Consider the following 23956-nt stretch of genomic DNA (forward strand, 5'->3'; position numbering starts at 1 on the left):
AAACGTCTTACCGGCTGAACGATCAGTCCGCGCTTTCCTCGTGAGTGCGATGGATGGCGAAGAAATCGTAAATCACCGCAAACGCCGCCAGCGCCAAGCCGAAGGCCTGCATGCCGGCGTCTTGGGCGCCCGCGGCAAGCACAATGCCGAGCAAGCCGAGAACCGTGACTAAAGCCGCCATGACCCAGTAGCTCAGCGTGTTAGCAATCTTGTTCATGACATCCCACTCCTCTTCTCACGCAACTCGGCGTCTGCATCGTCAAACAAAATGCGCTGTCCTGCCCCTTCGAGATCCTCGAACTGGCCAGATTTCAGCGCCCAGAGAAAACCCACCATCCCAAGAAAGCCCAAGGCCAGGGCGGCAGGGATCAGGTACAGCAAAATCGTCATAACGTGGCTCCTTTCCGCCCGCCGGCTCCCAAACGCAAAGCATTCAGAACAACCAGGATGGAAGAGCTGGACATCGCAATAGCCGCCACCAGCGGCGTCACGAAGCCCGCAATGGCCAGTGGCACGGCGAAGAGATTGTAGATCAAGGCCAGCGTCAAATTGCCTTTGGCCAGTGCCCGGCTGCGGCGAGACACCCGCAGGAATTCCTCGACCGCAGACAGCTTACCGCCCTGAAAAACTGCGTCGGCAGCGTTCTGCGCGATATCCAGGCCCGAAGACGGCGACAAGGAGGCATCCGCTGCCGCCAGCGCCACGGCGTCGTTCAAGCCGTCGCCGACCATCAGGACCTTCCGCCCTTCCCGCTTCAATGCCGCGATCATTTCGGCTTTAGCGCGGGGATCGGCTTCAGCATGCCACTCGAAAATATTGAGCGCGCCCGCGATGGCAGAGACAGCCGTGGAATGATCGCCCGAGAGGATAATCAGCCGCAGGCCCTTGTCGCGCAGGCGGGCAATCACCTCTACCGCATCGGGCCGCAGAGTATCGCTGAAGCGGAAGCATAGCGGCGCATGGCCGGGCCGAGCGAGCCAAAGTTCGGAATGCTCGCTCTTTGAGGTCGCCGTTGCGCCGGCAAACCGGGCATGACCCAGACGAATTTCACCTTCAGGAGTCTTTAGCAGCATGCCCTGACCGGGCCGCTCCTCCACCCCATCCAAGGGCATCACCTGCGGACGAACAGCATGCAACGCCTTGCAAAGCGGGTGACGGCTGCGCGCCGCCATGCGGGCGGCAAGTTCCAGAGCTTCGACATCGGCAGCATCCTCAGGCAGCAGGCGTGGCTGGCCGAGCGTAAGCGTGCCGGTCTTGTCAAATACGACAGTGTCGATGTCAGCCGCCCGCTCCAGCGCGGTTGCCGATTTCAGCAGGATGCCACGCCGCATGAGACGGCTGCTGGCAACAACCTGCACGACCGGCACCGCCAGCGCCAGTGCACAGGGGCATGTAATAATCAGCACGGCCGCGGCGATGAGCAACGCACTACGCCAATCTGCATCACCGATGAACACCCAGCCAAGGAAGCTCAAGAACGCCGTCAGATGTACCACGGGGGCGTACCAACGTGCCACACGCTCCGCCAGACGAACGTAACGATCGCGCCCCTGCTCGGCCGCTTCCATCAGGCGCGCGATTTCGCCCAGTAAAGTGGAGCTGCCTACCGCGGTGGCACGCAATGTCAGCGGCGCGTCGAGATTGATCGTTCCAGCAAAAACCGTACTGCCGGCACCGGCCGCTTGCGGTAGCGTTTCGCCGTTGATGAGGCTGACATCGAGGGAGGATTGACCATCGAGAATCACGCCATCAACCGGAACTCGTTCGCCGGCAGCAACGATGATCCGGTCACCCACCGCCACACGATGCGCGGGACGTTGGCAGGTTCCCTGATCGGTCAGCACGATAACCGGCCGCAGCGTCCAGGCGACAAGGCGCTGAGCGGTGCGCCGGGCAAAGCCCCGGGCACGCAGATCGAGATAGCGGCCGATCAGCAGGAAGAACAGCAGAGTGACGGCCGCATCGAAATAAGCATGCGGGCCAGACCTTGCGACCTCTGCCAGGCTGACCACCAAAGCGAGAAAGACGCCGATGGAAATCGGCACATCCATGTTGCTGCGCCCCCGCCGCAGCGCCGCCCAGGCAGAGCGGAAGAACGGGCGGCCGGCATAGGCAATGGCGGGAACGGCGATCAGAGCCGAGATTGCGTGGAACAGATCGCGGGTCGCCGCACCCATTTCGCCCACATGACCCGACCATACCGACACTGACAGCAGCATGATGTTAGCTGCGGCAAAACCGGCCACGCCCATCGCGCGCAACAGCTCGCGCTCTTCGGTATTGCCGGCGCGCTCCGCGCCGTCAGCCGTCATCGGCAGGCACTTATAGCCCAGTCGGGAAATCAGCACGGCGAAGTCGTTGATCTTCTCGGCAGGTCCTGACCAGGCCAGCGTCAATCGGCGCGTGGTCGCAGAAAGCCGCGCCTGCGTCACGCCCGGCTGCGCCCGCAGCGCGCGTTCGATCAGCCATAGACAGGCAGCGCAATGCAAGCCATCCACGAGAAGTTCCGCCCGGCAGGTGCCTTGGACATCGGCCTGCACGAACTCCACCCAGTCGACCGCATCCTCTGGCGCCACCTGGGCTGGCGCGGCTTTCTCACGCAGGGCGTAATAGCGCTCCAGGCCCAAGCCTTTGATGATTGCATGGGCGCCAGCGCAGCCGGTACAGCAGAAGTCGCTGTCGCCGGACGCATCGGTCAGCGGCGAACCGCAATGGGCACAGGCGCTGGCGCGCTGCGCGTCGCTGAATGCGACAGGGACGCTTTCCAGCGCGGCGGTCATGGCAGGATGACGCGTTCCGCCGCCACGAACTGAGCGCCATCCTGACGGGCTTCGAGATGCAGATCCCAAACGCCGGTCTTCGGCACCTTAACCGAGGCCACGTAGCGGCCATTGCCAGCGGACTGGAAGGTAACCGGCAGGGAAGGAAGATTCTCGACTGGGCGCTGCAGCTCGGCCTCGATGGTCAGGCGGTCAAGCGCCGAACCCGCCCGATCCATCCACTGCATGGTCAGCAACGCGCCGCCCTGCGCGTCCGTGGCGGTCCCGAAGCTGTAACGCCAGCCAAGCTGCTCCTGCGCCTCGATCTGGGCGCGGGTCTGGTTGTATTCGACACCCTTCTTATAGGGCTGCGAGACCACAAGGCCGCTGAAGCTGCTCGTGGCGGTGACGATCAGCACCGCGTTGACCGCAATCACCACAAGGAAGCCGGCGACGAAGAGCCAAGGTATCCAACGACCTGAGCGGCTGGAGCCCGCCTGGACAGCGAACGGCATGATAAAGCCTCAATTCGGACCGTTAAACTGAGCACGATATTGCGCCACGACCCGGCCATCCGCATTGATTAATCGCAAATCTATCGGGGTGACGCCCGCCTTGAGGCTATTCCGAGAGGCCTTCAGAAAAAGGCGGAATTCCGCCACTGTATCGGCATCAACGGGAAGATTCAGGCTGCTCGCCGCCTCTTCCGCGGTACCTGCGAGGAACATTTCCGCGCCAGGCAGGCCATCGACGACAAGCTTCAGAAAGGCCGGTTCGCGCGTCTTGTTCAGAACCTTTACCGTATAGCCGTTGCGCAGGCTGCCATCCGAAAGGGTGACATAGAGCGGGCTGCGATCATGCAGCACGTTGAGCTCGAAGGAATGGCGCAAGGTCAGGGCGGCGATCATGATCGCCGCCACCACGACCAGCAGCGTGGCGTAGATCATCGTACGGGTCCGCACCAGCTTGAGTATCGATGGCTGCTTCTTGGCGCGGCGATCGAGATTCGCCAAAGACACGAAATCGATCAGCCTCTGCGGTCGACCGACCTTCGACATGATTTCATCGCAGGCATCGATGCACAGGCCACAACCGATGCATTCCATCTGCCAGCCGTCACGAATATCGATTCCGGTCGGACAGACATTCACGCAGGCACGGCAGTCGACGCAATCGCCCCGGCCTTCCCAGGATTCGCCCGCCTTATGCTTGCCGCGCTTTTCTCCACGCCACGCCTGATAGGTTACATTCAGCGTATGCTCATCGAGCATGGCCGACTGAATACGGGGCCACGGGCACATATAGGTGCAGACCTGCTCGCGAGCCCAGCCGGCCAAGGTGTAGGTGGTGGCCGTAAACAAACCAAAGAAGAAATAAGTGCCGCCGGATGCCTCGCCGGTGAAAATCTCACGGGTCACGGTCGGGGCATCCTGGAAATACATGATCCAGGCGCCGCCCGTCGCCGCGGCGATCAGCAGCCATGCGCAATGCTTGGCGATCTTGCGCCACAGCTTGTCGAAAGACATCGGCTTCTGGTCGAGGCGCATGCGCGCGTTGCGGTCGCCCTCGATCCAACGCTCCACCAGCATGAACAGATCAGTCCAGACCGTCTGCGGGCAGGCGTAACCGCACCAGACGCGGCCGAACAGCGCGGTGGCCAAAAACAAGGCAATCGCGCCCAGGATCAATAATCCGGTAATGTAATAGACTTCCTGAGGCCAGATCTCGATCCAGAAAAAGTAACCACGGCGGCCGACCATATCGAGCAGCAGCGCCTGGTCAGGCGCATTCGGACCACGATCCCAGCGCAGCCATGGGGTGATGTAATAGATCGCCAGACAGGCAATGAGCACGGCCCATTTGATTGTACGAAAATGGCCCGATACTGCTCGCGGGTAGACCTTCACGCGGTCGGCATAAAGCGAAGACCCAAAAACGCCGATCATCGCCTCGGGCTGACCCGAGGCGATGTCGCTTTGGACCTTCTTACTTGGCACCAATTGATTCATGCCGTCCACCACCCACCCCTTTGCGGCGTCTACTCGCCGCCACCTAACGCATGGACATACAACGCAAGCATCTTGATGGTGGCGTCATCGAGCCGTCCGCTCCAGGTCGGCATGACGCCGTTTCTGGAGTAAGAGATGGTTTGCACCACTGAGGCCCGGTCGCTGCCATAGAGCCAAATCTTGTCCGCCAGGTTCGGCGCTCCAAGATCGCGATTACCTTCGCCTTTCTCGCCATGGCACGACGCGCACTGCTCGGCAAAGATCGCCGCGCCTTCGGCATTGGGCTTCGCCAAGCCGGACAGCGACAGGACATGATCGGCAACCGCATTGATCTGCGGCGCGGTCAGCATGCCGTCGGCCAGGAAGCGCGGCATCTGCGACGTCCGAGTTTCGTCGGAAGTTGAGCGGACGCCGTGACGGATCGTGTACTCGATCGCTTCGAGCGAGCCGCCCCACAGCCAATCGTCATCGGCAAGGTTCGGATATCCCTTGGCGCCCACGCCACCAGACTGATGGCAGCCAGCGCAATTCTCGGCAAACAGCACGCGGCCGCCGGCGAGTGCGAAGCGGTTCAGCTCGGGATCAGCCTTCATCTCAGTGATATCGAGGCTGCGGATGCGGTCGCGGAAGCTGGCCTGGGCTGCAGCAGCCTTCTGCAGATTCGCCTCCACTTCCGCGCGCTGGCTGTAGCCCAACGTACCGCCAAAATAGGTGCTCAGGCTTGGCACCGACGGATACAGGATCATCCAGACGATCGAGAAGATGATGGTGGCGTAGAAGACGTAGAGCCACCATTTCGGCAGAGGGGTGTTCAGCTCCTTGATGCCGTCCCACTCATGACCCGTGGTGTGTTCGCCGCTGATGGCGTCTTTTTCAATCTTACTTGGCATCGCTCAGTTCCTCTTCGAGCGGGGACGGCGTTCGCCGTGGTCTTGCAACGGAATTCTCCCAAGTTCGCGCCATTCCTCGCGCCGCGACGGCCACATCACCCAGGTAACGATGCAGACGAAGAGCAGGAAGAACCACAAAGTCCAGAGAGACTTCACCCAAGGATAATGTTCGATCAGGGAGATCATGATGTCCCCTCCCCGTTACTGCCGCAGGCTGCCGGGCTGGGTCTTGTCGAACTCGACAAGACGCCCGAGCATCTGCAGATAGGCAATGAGCGCATCCAGCTCGGTGATCCGCGCAGGATCGCCGTCGAAGTCGCCCACCGCGGCCTTCGGATAACGTGCCAGCACACCATCCGTATCGGCATCGACAGTAGCCTGGGCCTCCAGATCGGCGACGGCCTGGGCGATCATCTCGTCACTATAGGGCACGCCGACCGTCCGCAGAGCCTTCAGGTGATCGCTGATGTCGCGATAGCTGAGAGTGCGCTCCGCCAGGAAGGGATAGCTCGGCATGATCGACTCCGGCACCACCGACCGCGGATCGATCAAGTGCGCCGCATGCCACTCGTTGGAGTATTTCCCACCGACGCGAGCCAGATCCGGCCCCGTGCGCTTGGAGCCCCACTGGAACGGATGGTCATACATGCTCTCAGCCGCAAGGCTGTAGTGGCCGTAGCGCTCCACCTCATCGCGCAGAGGACGGATCTGCTGGCTGTGGCAGACATAGCATCCCTCGCGGATGTAGATGTTGCGGCCCGCGAGCTCGAGCGGAGAGTAAGGCCGCATGCCCTGGACCTTCTCGATGGTGGTTTCGATCGTGAACAGAGGCACGATCTCAACCAAGCCGCCGATCACCACCGTGATCAGGGTCAAGACCGCCAGGAGGATAACGTTACGTTCGATAGTCGAATGCTTGATAAACATGGCGTTTCTCTCACTTGGCGGCGGCGGCCTGCAATCCGACACGGCCGCCGATGGGCGACTCCTCGCGGATGTCGCCACGGGCGGTGCGCCACAGGTTGTAGACCATCAGCAGAGCACCGATGAGGAACAGGGTGCCGCCGAGGGCGCGGATCAGATAGAAGGGATACATCGCCTGCACGGTCTCGACGAACGAGTACTGCAGGAAGCCGAGATTGTCGTAGGCGCGCCACATCAAGCCCTGCATGATGCCCGACACCCACATCGCGGTGATGTAGAGAAGGATGCCGATAGTGGCGATCCAGAAGTGGTAGGACACCAGCTTGATCGAGTAGAGGCGCTCGCGCTTCCACAGGACCGGGAAGATGTAATACAGCATGCCGAAGGTCACCAGGGCATTCCAGCCCAGCGCGCCAGAATGCACGTGACCGATGGTCCAGTCAGTGTAATGGCTCAGGGCATTGACCTGACGGATCGACATCACCGGACCTTCGAAGGTGGACATGCCGTAGAAGGCAACCGCGGTCACCGAGAAGCGCAGAGCCGGATCGGTGCGCAGCTTGTCCCAGGCGCCGGACAACGTCATCAGGCCATTGATCATGCCGCCCCAGGACGGCATCCACAGCATGATCGAGAAGACCATGCCAAGCGTGGAAGCCCAGTCAGGCAGCGCCGTGTAGTGCAGATGGTGCGGACCGGCCCAGATGTAGAGGAAGATCAGCGACCAGAAGTGCACGATCGACAGACGGTAGGAATAGACCGGGCGATCAGCCTGCTTAGGGATGAAGTAGTACATCATCGCCAGGAAGCCGGCGGTCAGGAAGAAGCCGACCGCGTTGTGACCGTACCACCACTGGATCAGTGCATCCTGCACGCCCGGGAAGAGCGAATAGCTCTTGCTGCTGAACAGCGAAACCGGCACCGCCAGATTGTTGACGATGTGCAGCATCGCGATGGTGATGATGAAGGCGAGGTAGAACCAGTTTGCCACATAGATATGCGGCTCCTCGCGCTTGAACAGCGTGCCGACGAAAGCGATCAGGTAGACAACCCACACCAGCGTCAGCCACAGATCGACGAACCACTCCGGCTCAGCATATTCCTTGCTCTGGGTGATGCCGAAGATGTAGCCCAGCGCCGCCAGCAGGATGAACAGCTGGTAGCCGAAGAACAAAAACCAGCCAACTGCGGCACCGCCGAACAGGCGTGCGCGGCAGGTGCGCTGCACCACGTAGATCGATGAGCCGAGCAGCGCGTTACCGCCGAAGGCGAAGATCGCAGCAGATGTGTGCAACGGCCGCAACCGGCCGAAGGTGGTCCATTCCAACCCGAAATTGAGCTGCGGGAATGCGAGCTGCAGGGCGATGAAAACGCCGGCCGCGAATGCCGCCACGCCCCAGAAGGCGGTAGCGATCACAAAGGCCCGGACGACGTCTTCGACATAAGGTTCTGACACCCGTGTTGGGGCAGCGGCTGTTAAGGCGGTCATGCAATCCTCTTATTGCGACGGGATCGGCGGAAAACCGCCATCCGGCGCCGTGATACTTACCCAGCCCCCCCGTTTTCGGCATTGACCCATGTCAATTGCCCCTGCCGCTACCCATGCAGAATCGGTTATGATCTGCGGCGCAATGACGCAGAGCGGCAGAACAGCCGTGGGGAGGGAACATAGTGGTCAGCATCAGTCCGCCGGCTTCGGCGAATCACCCGCATTACGTCCGTCACATCGCGCATGACCGGCCCTGGCATTGGCTGGCGCTTGGCTGGCGCGACATGATGAACGCACCGGTAATCAGTCTCGTCTACGGGGCGGGTTTGGTGCTCGTAAGTTATCTTCTTGTGCTGGGGCTGTGGCAGGCTGACCTGCCCTACCTCGTTCTTCCCATGGCGGCCGGCTTCTTCCTGATCGCGCCCCTGATCGCGGTCGGTCTATACGATACCAGCCGCCGCCTGGAGCAGCGTGAGCCAACCGGCCTGCTGACCGCCCTGACAGCCTGGCGGCGGCCGGTGCAGATCGCCGCCTTCGGGGTCGTCCTGCTGTTGCTGCACTTCGCCTGGACCCGTGTCGCCCTCTTGTGGTTCGCCCTGTATTTCCACGGCGGGACGCCGCCGCTGGAGGCAATGCCCTTTTACCTGCTGGAGGCGCAGAACCTGCCCTTCTTAGTGATCGGCACTCTGCTGGGGGGCGCATTCGCCGTGCTGGTCTTCGCAGTGTCTGCCGTGTCGCTGCCGATGCTGCTGGACCGCGATGTCGATGTCATTTCGGCCATCATCACCAGCGTGCGCAGCGTGCAGCAGAACCCGCGGGCCATGGCGCTCTGGGCCGGCTTGATCGTACTGTGCACGGCGGTGGGGCTAGTGACGTTCTTTGTCGGGCTTGGGGTGCTGTTCCCGCTCGTTGCGCATGCCAGCTGGCACGCCTATCGGGATCTGGTCCGCTAACCCAGCCAGCGCCAGGCCATGAAACCGGCGATGGCGGCATTGAAGAGCAGCACCGCAACCAGCCAGCGGCGCAGCGATTGAGGCCGTAATGCCTGCCCCAACGTTGCGCCGAGACCGCCGACGGCGAACAACGCTGGCATGGTTCCCAATGCGAAAGCCGCCATCCCAAACGCGCCCTGACGCCAATCGCCGCTGGTGCCGACGATCAGCAAGGCCGTGTAGATCAAGCCGCAGGGCAGGAAACCCAGGCCAAGCCCGAGGATATATCCTGACAGCCCTGTCGGCTGCCGGAAAAACGGCGCGAGCAGTCGCTGCCAGCTGGACGAGATGGCGCCAAAACCACTAGCCAGGGCCTGCCGCGGCATCAACTGAAACAATGCGAAACCCGCGAAGACGACCGCGACGAGGCTCATGGCGATTGCCGGCACCCGGCCGGCAATGAGTATCGACTCAACACCGCTGAGCGCTGCAGCGGCAACGCCGCCTAGCGCGGCATAGGTGGTCATCCGGCCAAGATGATAAGGCAGCAGCGCAGCGCCCCGCAGCCTGACGAGACGCGTGGCGCGCTCAAGCGGCGTCGCGGCCAGACGGCTGCCAACCTGGGCCATGACAAACGGCCCGCACATGCCGGCGCAATGCGTCACGCCGCCGACCAGCCCCAGCAGGAACAACGCCACGGGTTGGCCGTAGGCCGCCAAAATGCCCGCGGTATCGCCCTGGGCCAGTGCCGCGCAGGCGGTCAGAAATGAATGCCAATCCATGGCGCTAACCTAACACATAACCCCTGCAAGCTGTTGATCTTGATCAATGTCGGAATCGACTGTCAGGCATAGCGTGCATGCATGGACAGTAAGGCCACCATCATCGAGTTACGACAGGCCGTATCGCCTGCGCTGCTGCGTCTTTGCGCAGCATTGGAAGGCCGGAACTGCGACAGCTCGCCACTGGATGTCCTTGCCGCCCGCAGAATGGGTCTGCTGCTCGTCTGCGCGGCGATGGATGCACTGCCCAACGCAGGAAAGGTCGTCATCCGCGATGCGGCAGCGGGAATAGCCGCCTTCCTCAGAACCGATTACCACGGGATCATCATCGAGGAAGAAGAAGGGCTTCTTGCCCGGCTGCGCCCCCGTCTGCTGATCGGCGACGATCTCGATGACGCAATCCGTCAGATGCAGGATGAACACCGGCGCGACCGCCAGGAGGCCGTTGTACTCGCCGGCAAATGCGAGGAACTTGCAACCGGGCTTGGCAGTGACGAAGCCCCGGCCACATTCGCCAGCCTGCGCGCCTTCGCCGAAAGGCAGCGCCGGCACCTCGCCTGGGAAGACGCCATCATCTTCCCGATCGCTCGGGACCGCTTGACCTCGGACGATTTGTCGCAGTGGATGCAGGCTATGCGAAAGCGTCAACGCTCCGTAAGCTGATGTCGTCGCGACCGTTGCGCCGCGGCAGAAATCAGAAGGATGCTTTCCATGGGAAGCGTGCATAACTTCGTTTCTTTGCCTTCTCGTCCACAGTCGCCGTCCATTCCTGATACCTGCGTCAACTGCACTGCGCGAAGCCTCACCATCTGCGCCTCGCTCAATCCGCAGGAGCAGGCAGAGGTAGCTGCAGTCGCGACTGAGCTGGTCTTCAAGCCACGGCAAATCATATTCCACGAAGGCGATGAAGCAGCCTTCGTCTATAACATCACATCGGGCAGCGTGGCCTTGTCGAAATCCATGGCTGACGGCCGCCGTCAGATCACCGGCTTCCTCGGGCCGGGCGACTTCCTCGGCTTCAACGCACGCGCTTCTCATTCCGTCAGTGCGGAGACTTTGACCGATGTGCATGTGTGCCGGTTTCCGCGTCGCGCCTTCCACGAACTGCTCGCCCGCATCCCTCCGCTTGAGCATCGGTTGCTGACCGTTGCCACGACGGAGCTGGAAGCTGCGCAAGATCAGATCCTGCTGCTCGGCCGCAAGACAGCGATGGAGCGCATCTCGACTTTTCTGCTGATGCAGATTGAGCGGGCGAAGGCCCGGGGCGGCGTCGCCAATCCACTGATTTTGCCAATGACCAGGGCCGAAGTCGGCGATTATCTCGGACTGACCATCGAAACGGTGAGCCGCTGCTTCACCAAGCTCCGGAAGTCGAATGTCATCAGCCTGCTTAGCGCCGATCGCGTCTGCATAAATGCACCGGAAGCTCTCTCTGCGCTGGCTGATGCGAGCGATTGATTGCCGTTTTTCTTGCGGTCATTCGCGGCAGTATTGGATGCAGTATTGGATATTGTTTGATCTGAAGCGTCCGATCTGATTCGCCTCAACAAAGTCCAACCGCCTGCCTCAATTTAAATGCTCGTGACAAAGGCGGGGCATAAACAAGACATACTTGTGATGTCGAGTGTCCATCGGCGTAAACAACCAATAACCTCCGCCGCCCACTGGTTACAATCCAATAACGTTCCGGAAATTTGGGTTACTTCATCGACTGAAAAGTGATGTCTCCGCTTCACCGAAGGAGGCATTGTCGATGAAATCAACATTTCAAAAATCTTCTTCCCTATCATTCCTGCGCACCGTAGCTGGTCCTTTTCGCGTGGCCTTTATTGTCGCGATCCTGTTCAGCCTGGCGATCAATCTGCTGGTTCTGACCTCGCCGATTTACATGATGCAGGTCTTCGATCGGGTTGTGACGAGCGGCAGTCTAGACACGCTCGCCTGGCTTACTCTTCTGGCCGCACTCGCCTATCTCACCTACGGCGCGCTGGAAACCGTGCGCAGCAATCTGCTGTCCCGCCTGGGCGCCTGGGTTGACCGGGCTTTGTCCGAGCGCCTCATTGTTGCCGGCCTTAACGCCGGTCTGGCCGGTCAGCCGACTGGTTCGCAGCCGCTGCGCGATGTCGCGCAGCTTCGCGCTTTTCTCTCCGGCCCGGCGATGGCCCCCCTCTTCGACGCCCCCTGGGCTCCCGTCTTTCTCGCCGTTCTGTGGTTCATGCATCCCTGGCTTGGTGCTTTTGCCACCGCGACGGCCATCGTGTTGCTCGGTGTCATGGCCGCTGGTGAAGCCCTGACGCGGCATCATGTCAGCAAGGGTGAAGGTCATCAGATGCAGGCCTACACCGCCGCCGACGCCACCATCCGCCAGGGCGAGCTTGTCCAGGCCATGGGTTTGCTGCCGGCTTTGCTCGGCCGCTGGCGAACAACGCATGAGACAGCCCTGCAGGCGCAGCAGAACGCGACCGATCGCGTACTTCGCCTCCATGGCCTGACCAAGGCGATCCGTCTTTTCGTGCAGACCGCCATCCTGGGCTTGGGCGCGTGGCTGGTCGTCAAGGGTGAATTGACCTCCGGCGGAATGATCGCCGGCTCCATCCTGCTCGGCCGCGCCTTGGCGCCGGTCGACCAGCTGCTGGGTAGCTGGAAGCAGTTCATCTCGGTGCGTGAAGCCTGGCACCGCGTGATCGCTCTGCTCGAGCGCTTTCCCGCCAAGGCGGAAAGCATGCCGCTGCCCGCACCGAAGGGTGCGCTGTCGGTGGAAGGTGTCACCTATCTTCCGCCTAATGGCGACAAGCCCGTGCTGCGCCACGTCTCTTTCGAGCTGGAGCCGGGACAATCGCTTGGCGTCATCGGGCCGTCGGCTGCGGGTAAGAGCACTCTTTGCCGTCTGCTGGTCGGCGCCTTGTCGCCGAATGCAGGCCATGTGCGGCTGGATCACGCCGACATCAATGACTGGGATCGCACCCAGATCGGCCCGCATATCGGCTACCTGCCGCAGGACGTTACGCTGTTCGCAGGCACCGTGGCGGAGAATATCGCACGGATGAGCAAGGGCGATCCCGCCTTGATCGTCGCCGCCGCGCGGCAAGCCAACATTCACGAGATGATTCTGCGTCTGCCGCAAGGCTACGAAACTAGGATCGACAGCACCGGCGTTCAGCTCTCTGGTGGACAGCGCCAGCGTATCGGGCTTGCCCGCGCACTCTATGGCAACCCGAAGCTTCTGGTTCTCGATGAGCCGAATTCCAGCCTTGACGCCGAGGGCGAAGCAGCATTGCTGGCCGCCTTGGCCACCGCCCGGCAAAAGGGCTGCACGACGATTATCGTCAGCCATCGGCCAAGCATGCTGGAACATTCCGACTTGCTGTTGTTCCTGCGCGACGGAATGGCTCAGGCCTTCGGCCCAATCGACGATATTTGGCCGCGCCTGACTGGCCAGCCATTCCCGGCACGTTCTGCCGCCGCCCGCAGCGCTTAAATCCTTCTGGAGACACGACATGACCCAGATCTTTACGGTCGGGACGCCCGAGCTGCGTCAAACGCTCCGCCGTCCCCTCATCACCGGCTTTGCAATCTGCATGGCCTTCTTCGGCGGATTGGGTGCCTGGTCGGCCATGGCGCCATTATCCAGCGCAGCGCTCGGCCCGGGTGTCGTCAGTCCTGACGGCAATCGCCGTACGATCCAGCATCTTGAAGGCGGCATCGTCGAAAAGCTCCTGGTACAGGATGGCAGCCGCGTGGAAGCGGGAGACCCGCTTGTGATTCTGGAAGACAAGGCGGCCCGTTCTGCACATGACGTCGCGCTTGGGCAATATCGCCAGCTTCTGGCCATTGAGGGGCGGCTGCTGGCGGAGCGGGATGGCGAGACCGAGCCGCGCTTTGCCGAGGAGCTGCTTAACGATGCAGCCGATCCCGCCGTTGCCGCCATCCTGGTTGCCCAGCGCCAGTTGATGCAGCAGCGTCAGGATGCGCTGGCGCACAAGCGCACCCTGCTGCTGCAGAAGATCGCTCAGATTAATGAGGAAATTGCCGGCTTGCGGGCTCAGGTCACCAGCCAGTCGCGCCAGCTCACGCTGATCGCCGAAGAGGTAAAGGGCGTGACCCATCTGCTTAACAAGGGACTGGAGCGCAAACCTCGCCTGCTGGCCCTGCAGCGCAGCCAGGCGGAAATCGCTGGCCTCCGCGCCGCGAACGAAGCAGCCATCGCCCGCGCCCTGCAGGCGATCGGCGAAGCCGAGCAGCAGATCACGACCCTGGATGCCGAGCGCCAGGAAGAGATCGGCACACGTCTGGCCGAGGTGACCGGCGAATTGGCGGCTGCGCGGGACCGCCTTGTTGCTGCGGCCGACGTGCTGCGCCGCGTTGTCATCACCGCACCGATTGCCGGCACTGTCGTGCAGCTGAAGGCTCATACGGTCGGCGGCGTCGTCGGATCGGGCCAGCCCATCCTGGACATCGTTCCGCGCGATGAAGACCTGCTGATCGATGCGCGCATCGCGCCCACCGACATTGACGTCGTGCGTGAAGGCCTGCCGGCGCAGGTGGTTCTGTCAGCCTACAAGCAGCGGAACCTGCCTCGTCTGGAAGGCCGTGTCCGCAGCGTATCGGCTGACCGGATCGTCGATGAGAAGACCTCGACACCCTACTACCTCGTCCGCATCGAGGTGGATCGCGAACATCTGGCCAAGGTCGCGCCGGATGTCGAACTCACGCCTGGCATGCCCGCAGAAGCGATGGTGATGACCGGCCATCGGACCGCGCTGTCCTACCTGACGCAGCCGTTCCTGGACTCTCTCCGCCGCAGCATGCGGGAGAGCTGAGCAGCACCTTACGCACGTTATCCGTTCACCTAGAGCTAAGAAGGACCTTATTATGGCTAAGCCACGCGTATTGATTTCGACCGACATTGGCGGTGCGGATCCGGACGATATCCAGTCGATGGTTCACGCCCTCCTGTATAGTGACAAGGTCAACTTGGTGGGCCTGGTTTCCACGCCGAGCAAACATGGCGGTCGCGCCTCGGACATCAATAAGGTGATCGACGCCTATGCCCAGGACTATTCGAAGCTGAAGACGTGGTCTTCCGAATATCCGACGCCGGACTATCTGAAGTCCATCGTCAAGCAGGGCAGCATCTCGGTTGCGCCGTCGCAAGGCTGGTCCACGCCCACCGAAGGGTCGAAGGCGATCATTGCCGCAGCCAAGGCCTCGTCGGAACCACTTTGGGTTCTTGCTTGGGGTTCAATGACTGACGTCGCTCAGGCACTGCATGACGATCCGTCGATCGCCAGCAAGATCAAGCTTTACAGCATCGGTTCCTGGAACACCCAGCAGGATCCCGCTGCGCGCGACTATGTCTACAACAACTTCAAGGATCTGTGGTGGATCGAGAACAACTCGACCTTCCGCGGCATGTATGTCAACGACAGCGGCGCAGCCACCAATAACTGGAAGATGGGTGACGCCCAGGGGCATGGCGCGTTGGGCGACTACTTCTACAAGGCGATGCCCTGGGGCCTGAAGATGGGCGATACGCCCTCGCTGCTTTATCTGCTGGACCAGGCCGACGACAACAACCCCACGGCTTCCAGCTGGGGCGGCTCGTTCGTCAAGACTGGTCATGGCCCGAACTATTGGACCGATAACCCTGCCAGCAATCTGAAGAATGGCAGCTATAACGGCGCAGAAACGGTGCAGAAGTATCAGAGCGAATTCTACAAGGATTTCGCCACGCGCCTCGACCACGCCAAGGCGGCTAAGTCCGGTGGCTCGACTACGCCGGCGCCCAGCAATCCTGAGCCGAGCAACCCGCCCCCCCAGACCGGCGGCAAGGGGAATCCGGTGACGGCGGTTGACGACAACTACAAGACCGGTGTCGACCAGGCGCTGTATTTCAACACCCGCCACATCATGATGAATGACAAGGGTGCCGATGGCGGCCTGAAGGTGACCAATGTGCCGACCAAGAGTGCGGCTGGCGCCACCATCACCTGGGGCAGCGACGGCACGGTGAAGTACACCCCGCCCAAGGGCTGGCAGGGCAAGGACTCATTCGACTATATCCTGAGCGATGCCGATGGCAGCACGGATGTCGGTACGGTCTTCGTGCAGGTGGGCAATGGCACTTCCACGCCTACCCCCACTCAGCCCGCCCCGACCACGCCGCCGACCAGCGGCACTGGCAACCCGGTGACGGCCGTTGATGACAATTACAGCATCGATCCCGGCAAGACGCTGTACTTCAACAGCCGTTATCTGACCTGGAATGACAAGGGCGCAGATGGCGGCCTGAAGGTCGTCAACGTCGAGACCAAGAGCGCGGCCGGCGCCACCATCACCTGGGGCAGCGATGGCACGGTGAAGTATACCCCGCCCAAGGGCTGGCAGGGTAAGGACTCGTTCGACTACACCCTGAGCGATGCCGATGGCAGCAAGGATGTTGGGACCATCTTCGTCCAGGTGGGCACCGGCACCAACACGCCGGCGCCCGCTCCTGCCCCTGAGCCGACACCGGCCCCCGCTCCGGCACCCAGCGCCGGCACGGGCAATCCGGTCAGCGTTGGCGACGATGTCCACAAGACCACCGCCAATCAGAAGCACTACTTCAACAGCAAGTATCTTCTGCTGAACGACAAAGGCCCCGATGGCGGCCTGCATGTGACCGATATCGAAACCACCACGGCCAAGGGCGGCACCGTGACGTGGAACGCCTCGAACGGTTCGGCGATCTACACGCCGAAGGCTGGCTTCGTCGGACGGGATTCGGTGGAGTATTCCATCGCCGACCGCGACGGCAGCAGCGATACTGGTCTCATTCACTTCGACGTTCTGCTCGCCTAATCGGCCGGCAGGCAACGACATGATGGCCGTCGGATTGCTCCGGCGGCCATTTTTTTGCTTGATGATCAATTACAGAGTCAGGCTAAGCTGCGGCAGAGACTGGGGCGCTCCTTCCTCCAGCGAGGAAAGCGTAACTCCCAACAAGCGGATGCCTTTGGTAACGGGAAACAAAGGGTCCAGCAAAACGTGGCTGATCTGTTGCAGTTCGACCAGCGTTGCAACCGGCCTTTCACCCGTCCGGCTGCGCGTGATCTGCTGAAAATCCGTATATTTGACCTTAAGTGTTACCGTGCGCCCGCGGATGTTGTGACTTTCGCAATAGCGCCAGACCTTCTCGATGATTGGTGTCAGCGCCTGCTGAGCGTCCTCCAGGCGGTGAAGATCGGTGGAGAAGGTATTCTCGGCTCCGACCGATTTGCGGATCCGGTCTGGCCGCACCGGACGGTCGTCCACGCCGCGGGCAATCCAATAGAAATACGGCCCTGACTTTCCGAAATGCTGCTGCAGGAAGGCCATGGATCGTCCGCGCAGATCAAGGCCGGTTTCGATGCCAAGCCGCCGCATCTTGGCAGCAGTCGCAGGGCCGACGCCATGAAACTTCTCAACCGGCAGCGTCTCGACGAAGCGAGCACCCATTTTCGGCGTGATGACAAATAAGCCGTCCGGCTTGTTATGATCGGACGCCAGCTTTGCCAGGAATTTGTTGTAGGACACGCCCGCCGACGCCGTGAGCATCGTCTCTGCCCGAATCTTCGCCCGAATCTCCTCGGCGATCTGCGTCGCCGACGCGATGCCTTTCTTATTCTCCGTCACATCCAGATAGGCCTCATCGAGCGACAATGGCTCAATGAGAGAGGTGTATTCGGAGAATATTTCACGGATGCGCTGGGAGATCGCCCTATAGACGTCGAACCGCGGCCGGACGAAGATCAGATTGGGACATTTCCGCTTGGCGGTTATCGAGGGCATGGCGGAACGCACGCCAAACTTCCTGGCCTCATAGCTGGCCGCCGCCACCACACCACGCTGCTGCGAACCACCCACAGCAACCGGCTTGCCACGCAACTCCGGGTTATCACGCTGCTCCACGGAGGCGTAGAAGGCATCCATGTCAACATGAATGATCTTGCGCGGCCGATCTGCGCCGGGCGGCGGCAACTCCTCTTGCTCTATGTCATCCAGGCGGATCACTGAAAGCGCAAACTTGTCTGGCATCGCCCGGTTTTTTAGGAGCGTTTCTCGGCAATCTTTTTTAGAGTTGTATCACCATAAAGAATGTTCGGCATGCCGTAGTCTGCCGTCAAGTATGCTGGGCTGCGAATCGATACTTTCGTTGCCGGTCAAGGGGAAGCAGTCCACACAGTAAACGGTCTGTAATTTGGCCAAGGTAACTTCCCCCAGGGAAATCCAGCAAAAACCACGGCAACAGAACGGTCACTGAACAGTCACAGCGCAGAATCGGATTTACTGCTATTCCGTCCGCGGTTGTGGGGTGGCCGCCCCCCATCCGATCCATTGCGATAGCTGTAACGATAAGCGCTTTGCCTGCTGCAGAGAGACCGTTCTCTAACCTGCCTCGCTGCCTGCAGAACCTGCCCGCAACGTCCAGTCAGTTTGTCAATAACGCGGTGATTTGGGGGAAATCTGCTGATCAGGCGGATGCCTCCGCCACCGCGCGCAGTGGACTAACGCTGATCCAGGAGAGAACGCATGTCGTGCATGATCGCCCCACCCGCTGGCCATGGCGGACTGGAAGACCTACCGTTGTCGCTCGACGCCTTGGATTCTCTCAGCCGCACCGGCTTGGAGGTCATGACCAAGTTGCTTGAAGGCCGGGAGCAAACGAGGTTACCGCTTCAGCAATTTACAGGCGCCGCCAGCCGCCCCGATCATCGGCTGTTCTATCTCACGATCTTGGCTCCCGAGCAGGCTGGCCCGGACGGCTGGAAAGGCGCATTCTATGCGCCTTTCGGCCATTTCCACATCTGCGGCACGGTGCAGGGCGCCGCCACGGACCGCGGCTCGGTTTCGCTAACCGCCGAAACCCGCCTGGTGGTGGGCGGCCGGGATCTGGTGACGGCGAACTGGACGGTGGTCGGCCCGGACGAGCGCCAATTGGCCCCAAACCATGCCTGCCTGCTGGAATCGATAGAGATCGGGCGCAGCGGACCGCATGTCGAAGAAGACATCCGCCGCTGTATCGCCCGTCACGCGCCGGAGCGGGCATCGGGAACTCCCAAAGCCGTGGTCACGTTCCAATGCGCAGTTGCTGCAGCGTGTCTGATCGAGGCCATCTGCTGAGGATGGCCGACCACTAAGCTGGGCTGGATCGTCGCGCCGCAACGCGGGATCGTAAAATGCATCGTCCGCGCTTCTGCTCCGAATGCGGCACCGCTATGCCGAAAGCAGCACGAACCTGCGGCAGCTGCGGCCAGTCTGCGCCTTCGGCATGCCCGGAATGCGGCCAGATTTGCGCGCCGCAGGCACGTTTTTGCGGCTTCTGCGGCGCTGCCATCCTGGCTGCAGGCATGGCGACCGGCGGACTTAGCTTTCTGTTGCATCCCTCCGAGCGCAAATTAGTCACGATCCTGTTCGTCGACATGATCGACTCTCTGATGACCATCAGGGACTCCGACCCGGAAGAGGCGCATGAGCTTCTGTCCAAAGCCCTGGGTGTGATGACGGCAGCGGTGCATTCCTGCGGCGGTACCGTTGCACGGACCCTGGGCGATGGATTGATGGTGCTGTTCGGCGCGCCGACAGCCCGGGAAGATCATGCCGTCGCAGCCTGTCACGCTGCATTACGCATTATTGAGGCCGTGCAACAGATGTCAGCTGATATACAGCCGCTTAATGTCCGCATCGGTCTGCATTCTGGGCTGGTTGTGGTAGGACAATCGGCCAACGACTTGAACAGCGAATATGACGCCACAGGCGTTGCCGTACACATTGCCTCTCGCCTGCAACATGCCGCCCAACCCGGAAGAGCCCTGCTTACGGCAGCAACACAGAAGCTGGTAGACCGCGACATGCTGACCCGCTCCCGCGGCTTTGTCGCCATCAAGGGACTGGACGAGCCGATCGAGCTGTTCGAGCTCTGCGGTGCGCGAGAGCGGCCATCGGCTGGTTCTTCGAAAGATTCCGTCTTTGTCGGACGTGCTTCAGAACTCGTCGATCTCGGCGGCGCTCTTCGCTCCGTCCTTTTGGGCAAAGGGCGCTTCATCGGCATTGCTGGCGAAGCCGGTATCGGCAAATCCAAACTGATCGAAACCTTTCTTGAACTCCATGCAGACTCAGCATCGATCTTCCGTACCGCCTTGGAACGCTACTCGGGAACCGTGCCTTTCCATCCAGTGCGAGACCTGCTGACTGCCATTTTGGGGTTGGCAAATCTCTCAGGTCCCGAGAAGCACCCCGCCCTTCTGCGGCGGCTACAAGAACTTGGCCTGGACTCCTTGGGACTGGAGGTTCCTCTGGCCGATCTTCTGGAAACCGTCGCTCCACCGCCGGACTGGCTGTCTCTGAATCCGGAGGTACGCAATCACATGACGATTTCTGCCGTACGCTCCTTGCTGCTGCGGGAAAGCGAGCGGCGTCCTCTCATTCTGGTGATCGAGGATGTGCAGCGTGCAGACTCAGCCACGATTAACCTGATCGGCAATCTCGCCGATGCTATCGCGTTGCACCGTATCTTGCTGCTGGTTTCGTTCCGGCAGGATTTCGAAGCACCCTGGAATGGAAAGCCGACCTATCGCACGCTTCGGCTGGAACGGCTGGATGCCGCAGAAACGGATGAGTTAATTGACCGGCTGGTAGCCAAATCTGCCAGCCGAACATTGCGGAATCTGTTGCTGACGCGCAGCCAGGGCAATCCGCTTTTCCTGAATGAAAGCATCCATGCCTTGATGGAGTCCGGTGCGCTCACAGGAGAGATCGGCGCTCTGGAGGTTATGCGTGAGCCTGGCAAATTGGATACGCCGGATTCAGTGAGTGCGCTGATTGCCGAGCGCGTCGATCATCTGCCGCCTGATCTTAAAACCCTGTTGCAGATTGCCAGTGTGCTAGGCGAACAATTCCGCTCCGACATCCTGGGGGCGCTCAACGCGATGCCGCCGGAGTCATTGCAGGCCGCCCTGGAGGCTTTGGAGACGCAGGAATTCATCCGGGCGGTGACGCATCCCCCGACGCCGATATATGCTTTCCGGCATGCGCTGTTTCAGGAGGTCTGCTACGCCAGCCTGCTCAAACGACGGCGGCGAGAGCTGCATGCCCGGGTTTTCTCCGCGCTGGCCGGCAGCAAGGGCGATGGCGATGCTCCGCCTGTTGAACAGCTTGCCCATCATGCCTTCCGCGGCGGTCTATGGGAAAAGGCCGTCGAGTATTGCCGTTCGGCTGGACGGCGCGCCCTCTACCTGTCTGCCAATCGCGAAGCCGTCCGTCATTTCGAAAATGCTGCGCTGGCCTTGTCTCGAGCCGATCCTGATGGCCTGCGGCTGGCGGAATCCATCGATCTGCAACTCGAACTTCGCGCCGCCCATGTCCCGCTCCTTCATATGGAGAAAGTGGGCGAAATCCTTCACACGGTCCGCGACGCCGCATCCAGGCTCGGCGACCGGGCGCGGCTGGCACAGATCACCGGTTTCATGGCCGGCCATGCCTATCTCACCCAAAGCCCGCGAAAATCAATGGACCTCTGCCTTGAGGCGATCCGTCTCAGCCAGGAATTGAACGATCCAAGCCTTGAAGTTGCGCCGAACATTTATCTCGGCCAGGCCTTCCATGCGCTGGGCCGTTTCCGCAAATCGATCGCTGCCCTGGAACGCAACTTTATCATTCTGCCCAATGTCGACCGCAAGATCAGCCTTGGGCTGCCCAGCCTGCCCCGGATCATGACCGCACGCTGGATAGCACTGTCCCTTGCGGAACTGGGTGCCTTCGATGCCGCCGAAGACTATGTCAAGCAAGGCGATGTGGGCGTCGATCACCCCCGCCCCTTCGATCAGGTCTATTCGCAATCGGCACTGGGCTTTGTCCTGCTGGTCCGGGGGGAATTCGAACGGGCCCGCGAGGTAACGGCCGAAGCCCTGGCACTAGCCGATAAACGCGACTTGCCATTCATGATTCCTGTCGTGGCATCGCAGCTAGGCCTGCTTCTCGCCTATCTCGGCGAACAGCAGGAAGCATTGCTGTTGACGCGACGGGCGGTCAGAACAGCGGAAGATATCGGCATTCTGGCTGGTCGGTCGCGCTGGTATGCGCGGCTGGCCGAGGCCTGCTTGCTGGCAGGCGACTATGCCGAAGCGATGCAATACACGGAGCTGGCACTGCAGATCGCACACGACTTGCACGAGCTGGGTTATGCCTGCTACGCGTTGCGCCTGCGCGGACTGATCGCGCAACGCACTTCGCGCGGCATCGACGCGGCCAGGGCGGATATCACCGAAGCCTGCATGCGCGCCAGACGCCTTGGCATGGCGCCCTTAGTGGCAAAATGCTCCCTAGACCTTGCTGTACTAGAACGCCAAGCCGGACGGCCAGCATTGGCACATCAGCATTTCTCACAGGCGCTGCGCGGCTTTCGTCGCCTGAAAATGGCGTCCTGGAGCGAGCGGGCGAAGCGCAGCGCCGATGAACTGCTGGCCATGGCCGAACCGTAAGACGTCACAGTGCTGGGAGCTACATCCAACGCGGGTAAGCTAGCCGATCTTATCCATTTCCACGCCCCAGATGGCCAACAACCACTTACGAGGCATCAAGGGGGATCGAGCTTGAAGTCGATCGACCAGCCATGCGCCTTGGAAATATAATGGAAGCCCGCAATGAGGTCTGTTTGGACGGCTCGCCGCGCTCCATCAGCATCTTTCCGCGCCAATGCGTCAACGATGTTATCGTGACGGCGTGAATTCTCCATAATGCCTACATCTTTATAGATGTTGAGAAGAGGACCTGATTGCAGCCACAAGCTCTCGATCAAAGGCAGCAGAACCTGAGGAGTTCCGGCCCGGTATACCGCAAAATGGAATTCGTAATTCATCAGGACATAGTCCTGCCAACGATGGGCCTGCTGGTGCATAATCGCCATATCGCGGACGATCGAACTAAGCAGGTCCAGTGTCGCATCGGATATCGCCTGAGCCGCCATCTCCGCAGCCATGCCTTCCAGCTTGAGGCGGATGCGTCCCAATTCGGCATATTTTTCGGGCGTCATAACTGGAATCGTGACGCCCCGCTTTGGCATTATTTCGACCGCTTGCTCTGCCTCCAGCCTGCTCAATGCCTCGCGCACGGGCATTATGCTGGTACCGAGTTCCTTCGCGACTTGGCTGAAATTGAAGCTCTGCCCAGGTGGGTAAAGGCCGGCCATGATGGCACGCCGCAGCCGTTGATATACCCGCTCATGCAAAGGGGTGGTGTCGAGCTTCTCCAGGATGCCACCGGTTTCAACAATATCGACCAAACAACCTCCCTGTCGGCGCCGCGAACATTAGACGCAGATACGTCGGATGGTACAATTTTAAATACCCAAATAACATAGCAGAATATTATTCGCCTTGCCAGACTGGTTGCCTTTTCTCGAAAAAGGCGCGGATACCTTCCTCGTAGTCCTTGGTCCCCTCCAGCGGGCGGCGCAGCAGATCGTTTAACACATGCGCCTCAGCCACGCTCATCTCACTGCCAAGATTGACCATCTGCTTGACTGCGGCTGCCCCCAGGGGGCTGGAGTTGGAGATGATCTCCTGTGCCATGGCCAAGGCAGTGGTGAGATGCTCGCCTGGCTCGGTCAGCCGTTCGATGATTCCAAGCTCTAAGGCCTCCTCCGCTTTGACCTTGCGGGCCGTGAAAAACAACTCCTTGGCCCGGGCACGGCCCACCAACCGAGGGAACATGACGCCAGCTGTCCCCCCCGGATACGCCCCAAGCTGCATCTCCGGCCAGGAAAATACTGCCGTTTTCGAGGCAATTCGAATATCGCAGTTCAGGGCGATCTCATAACCGCCCCCCAGGCACCAGCCTTGAATGGCGGCAATGACAGGCTTCGGCAATGACCAGATGGCATCATTGGCCTTGCGCAGCGCGCCAGCCTGCTCCCATTTGCCATCGGCATCCAACTCTCGCCGCTCTTTCAGGTCGGTACCTGCAGAAAAGGCACGATCCCCTGCTCCGGTGATGATCACCACGCGAAGATCCCGTCGCTTGGCGATGGCGCGAATCGCGGCCTCGAGTGTCTCCGCCAAAGCCTTGGAAATAGCGTTCTGCACTTGCGGGCGATTAAGCGTGAGGATTGCGATCTGACCGCGTTCTTCGACCAGAAGAATGTCCGTATTACTCAT

Annotated in this window: 21 protein-coding genes; 8 read left to right on the forward strand and 13 right to left on the reverse strand. The window is 60.9% G+C overall.

Translation table 11 applies throughout. The annotated features are described in order from the left end of the window. Positions 1–22 precede the first annotated feature (22 nt). The 9 genes from Q0603_RS08560 to ccoN are packed head-to-tail and all read right to left on the reverse strand — an operon-like array spanning position 23 to position 8071. Entirely contained in the window at positions 23–217 is a 195-nt protein-coding gene (locus tag Q0603_RS08560) for a hypothetical protein (RefSeq protein ID WP_298724617.1), read from the reverse strand. Beyond that, positions 214–390, reverse strand: a complete 177-nt coding sequence (gene ccoS, locus Q0603_RS08565) for a cbb3-type cytochrome oxidase assembly protein CcoS (protein WP_298724619.1) — start codon at positions 388–390, stop codon at positions 214–216. The genes Q0603_RS08560 and ccoS overlap by 4 nt, the downstream gene beginning before the upstream one ends. Further along, positions 387–2780, reverse strand: coding sequence for a heavy metal translocating P-type ATPase metal-binding domain-containing protein (locus Q0603_RS08570; protein WP_298724622.1), 2394 nt, complete (start codon positions 2778–2780; stop codon positions 387–389). The genes ccoS and Q0603_RS08570 overlap by 4 nt, the downstream gene beginning before the upstream one ends. Further along, positions 2777–3274 carry a FixH family protein gene (locus Q0603_RS08575; protein ID WP_298724624.1) on the reverse strand — a complete coding sequence of 166 codons (498 nt, stop codon included), beginning with the start codon at positions 3272–3274 and terminating at the stop codon, positions 2777–2779. The genes Q0603_RS08570 and Q0603_RS08575 overlap by 4 nt, the downstream gene beginning before the upstream one ends. Before the next feature lie 9 nt (positions 3275–3283). Further along, positions 3284–4768, reverse strand: coding sequence for a cytochrome c oxidase accessory protein CcoG (gene ccoG / locus Q0603_RS08580; protein ID WP_366132466.1), 1485 nt, complete (start codon positions 4766–4768; stop codon positions 3284–3286). A 29-nt stretch (positions 4769–4797) separates the two neighbouring features. Further along, a complete protein-coding gene (gene ccoP, locus Q0603_RS08585) occupies positions 4798–5658 on the reverse strand; it encodes a cytochrome-c oxidase, cbb3-type subunit III (protein ID WP_298724626.1) in 861 nt (286 codons plus the stop codon). Positions 5659–5661: 3 nt separating this feature from the next. Then, positions 5662–5844, reverse strand: a complete 183-nt coding sequence (locus Q0603_RS08590) for a cbb3-type cytochrome c oxidase subunit 3 (RefSeq protein ID WP_298724628.1) — start codon at positions 5842–5844, stop codon at positions 5662–5664. 15 nt (positions 5845–5859) lie between these two features. Further along, on the reverse strand, positions 5860–6585 hold the full coding sequence (gene ccoO / locus Q0603_RS08595; protein WP_298724631.1) for a cytochrome-c oxidase, cbb3-type subunit II: 726 nt from the start codon (positions 6583–6585) through the stop codon (positions 5860–5862). 10 nt (positions 6586–6595) lie between these two features. Continuing rightward, on the reverse strand, positions 6596–8071 hold the full coding sequence (gene ccoN / locus Q0603_RS08600; protein WP_298724633.1) for a cytochrome-c oxidase, cbb3-type subunit I: 1476 nt from the start codon (positions 8069–8071) through the stop codon (positions 6596–6598). Positions 8072–8253: 182 nt separating this feature from the next. Here ccoN and Q0603_RS08605 point away from each other — a divergent pair, with 182 nt between their 5' ends. Then, positions 8254–9024 (forward strand): DUF2189 domain-containing protein, encoded by a 771-nt coding sequence (locus Q0603_RS08605; RefSeq protein ID WP_298724635.1) that lies wholly within the window; start codon positions 8254–8256, stop codon positions 9022–9024. On the opposite strand, the gene Q0603_RS08610 is transcribed toward Q0603_RS08605, so the two are convergent. Continuing rightward, a complete protein-coding gene (locus tag Q0603_RS08610; RefSeq protein ID WP_298724637.1) occupies positions 9021–9785 on the reverse strand; it encodes a sulfite exporter TauE/SafE family protein in 765 nt (254 codons plus the stop codon). The genes Q0603_RS08605 and Q0603_RS08610 overlap by 4 nt on opposite strands. A 207-nt stretch (positions 9786–9992) precedes the next feature. Here Q0603_RS08610 and Q0603_RS08615 point away from each other — a divergent pair, with 207 nt between their 5' ends. The 5 genes from Q0603_RS08615 to Q0603_RS08635 all read left to right on the forward strand — a co-directional run bounded on the left by Q0603_RS08615 (position 9993) and on the right by Q0603_RS08635 (position 16625). Next, complete coding sequence (locus Q0603_RS08615) at positions 9993–10448, forward strand: hemerythrin domain-containing protein (protein WP_298724639.1); 456 nt, start codon at positions 9993–9995, stop codon at positions 10446–10448. 48 nt (positions 10449–10496) lie between these two features. Further along, entirely contained in the window at positions 10497–11243 is a 747-nt protein-coding gene (locus Q0603_RS08620; protein ID WP_298724641.1) for a cyclic nucleotide-binding domain-containing protein, read from the forward strand. Between the two features lie 361 nt (positions 11244–11604). Then, positions 11605–13263 (forward strand): type I secretion system permease/ATPase, encoded by a 1659-nt coding sequence (locus tag Q0603_RS08625; RefSeq protein WP_298724643.1) that lies wholly within the window; start codon positions 11605–11607, stop codon positions 13261–13263. A 19-nt stretch (positions 13264–13282) separates the two neighbouring features. Next, positions 13283–14605, forward strand: coding sequence for an HlyD family type I secretion periplasmic adaptor subunit (locus Q0603_RS08630; protein ID WP_298724645.1), 1323 nt, complete (start codon positions 13283–13285; stop codon positions 14603–14605). A gap of 52 nt (positions 14606–14657) precedes the next feature. After that, positions 14658–16625 carry a nucleoside hydrolase-like domain-containing protein gene (locus Q0603_RS08635; protein ID WP_298724646.1) on the forward strand — a complete coding sequence of 656 codons (1968 nt, stop codon included), beginning with the start codon at positions 14658–14660 and terminating at the stop codon, positions 16623–16625. Between the two features lie 69 nt (positions 16626–16694). Here the strand turns inward: Q0603_RS08635 and dinB are convergent, their stop codons facing one another. Further along, positions 16695–17813 carry a DNA polymerase IV gene (gene dinB, locus Q0603_RS08640; protein WP_298725157.1) on the reverse strand — a complete coding sequence of 373 codons (1119 nt, stop codon included), beginning with the start codon at positions 17811–17813 and terminating at the stop codon, positions 16695–16697. Between the two features lie 576 nt (positions 17814–18389). Between dinB and Q0603_RS08645 the strand changes: the two genes are divergently transcribed. Together Q0603_RS08645 and Q0603_RS08650 are read left to right on the forward strand one after the other, a co-directional pair. Then, on the forward strand, positions 18390–18926 hold the full coding sequence (locus Q0603_RS08645; protein ID WP_298724650.1) for a hypothetical protein: 537 nt from the start codon (positions 18390–18392) through the stop codon (positions 18924–18926). A gap of 56 nt (positions 18927–18982) precedes the next feature. After that, entirely contained in the window at positions 18983–22282 is a 3300-nt protein-coding gene (locus Q0603_RS08650; RefSeq protein ID WP_298724652.1) for an adenylate/guanylate cyclase domain-containing protein, read from the forward strand. A gap of 95 nt (positions 22283–22377) precedes the next feature. Here Q0603_RS08650 and Q0603_RS08655 read toward each other — a convergent pair whose 3' ends face one another. Together Q0603_RS08655 and Q0603_RS08660 are read right to left on the reverse strand one after the other, a co-directional pair. Continuing rightward, positions 22378–23082, reverse strand: coding sequence for a GntR family transcriptional regulator (locus tag Q0603_RS08655; protein ID WP_298724654.1), 705 nt, complete (start codon positions 23080–23082; stop codon positions 22378–22380). An 85-nt stretch (positions 23083–23167) separates the two neighbouring features. Beyond that, positions 23168–23956, reverse strand: a complete 789-nt coding sequence (locus Q0603_RS08660; protein ID WP_298724656.1) for an enoyl-CoA hydratase/isomerase family protein — start codon at positions 23954–23956, stop codon at positions 23168–23170.

This window comes from uncultured Ferrovibrio sp., assembly GCF_937960835.1.
Classification (GTDB): Bacteria; Pseudomonadota; Alphaproteobacteria; order Ferrovibrionales; family Ferrovibrionaceae; genus Ferrovibrio.

What these genes read in the sequence shown, in the direction of transcription:
- Q0603_RS08560 (WP_298724617.1), bottom strand. Translation starts at nt 217, where the DNA reads ATGAACAAGATTGCTAACACGCTGAGCTACTGGGTCATGGCGGCTTTA.
- ccoS (WP_298724619.1), bottom strand. Translation starts at nt 390, where the DNA reads ATGACGATTTTGCTGTACCTGATCCCTGCCGCCCTGGCCTTGGGCTTT.
- Q0603_RS08570 (WP_298724622.1), bottom strand. Translation starts at nt 2,780, where the DNA reads ATGACCGCCGCGCTGGAAAGCGTCCCTGTCGCATTCAGCGACGCGCAG.
- Q0603_RS08575 (WP_298724624.1), bottom strand. Translation starts at nt 3,274, where the DNA reads ATGCCGTTCGCTGTCCAGGCGGGCTCCAGCCGCTCAGGTCGTTGGATA.
- ccoG (WP_366132466.1), bottom strand. Translation starts at nt 4,768, where the DNA reads ATGAATCAATTGGTGCCAAGTAAGAAGGTCCAAAGCGACATCGCCTCG.
- ccoP (WP_298724626.1), bottom strand. Translation starts at nt 5,658, where the DNA reads ATGCCAAGTAAGATTGAAAAAGACGCCATCAGCGGCGAACACACCACG.
- Q0603_RS08590 (WP_298724628.1), bottom strand. Translation starts at nt 5,844, where the DNA reads ATGATCTCCCTGATCGAACATTATCCTTGGGTGAAGTCTCTCTGGACT.
- ccoO (WP_298724631.1), bottom strand. Translation starts at nt 6,585, where the DNA reads ATGTTTATCAAGCATTCGACTATCGAACGTAACGTTATCCTCCTGGCG.
- ccoN (WP_298724633.1), bottom strand. Translation starts at nt 8,071, where the DNA reads ATGACCGCCTTAACAGCCGCTGCCCCAACACGGGTGTCAGAACCTTAT.
- Q0603_RS08610 (WP_298724637.1), bottom strand. Translation starts at nt 9,785, where the DNA reads ATGGATTGGCATTCATTTCTGACCGCCTGCGCGGCACTGGCCCAGGGC.
- Q0603_RS08615 (WP_298724639.1), top strand. Translation starts at nt 9,993, where the DNA reads ATGGGTCTGCTGCTCGTCTGCGCGGCGATGGATGCACTGCCCAACGCA.
- Q0603_RS08620 (WP_298724641.1), top strand. Translation starts at nt 10,497, where the DNA reads ATGGGAAGCGTGCATAACTTCGTTTCTTTGCCTTCTCGTCCACAGTCG.
- Q0603_RS08630 (WP_298724645.1), top strand. Translation starts at nt 13,283, where the DNA reads ATGACCCAGATCTTTACGGTCGGGACGCCCGAGCTGCGTCAAACGCTC.
- Q0603_RS08635 (WP_298724646.1), top strand. Translation starts at nt 14,658, where the DNA reads ATGGCTAAGCCACGCGTATTGATTTCGACCGACATTGGCGGTGCGGAT.
- Q0603_RS08650 (WP_298724652.1), top strand. Translation starts at nt 18,983, where the DNA reads ATGCATCGTCCGCGCTTCTGCTCCGAATGCGGCACCGCTATGCCGAAA.
- Q0603_RS08660 (WP_298724656.1), bottom strand. Translation starts at nt 23,956, where the DNA reads ATGAGTAATACGGACATTCTTCTGGTCGAAGAACGCGGTCAGATCGCA.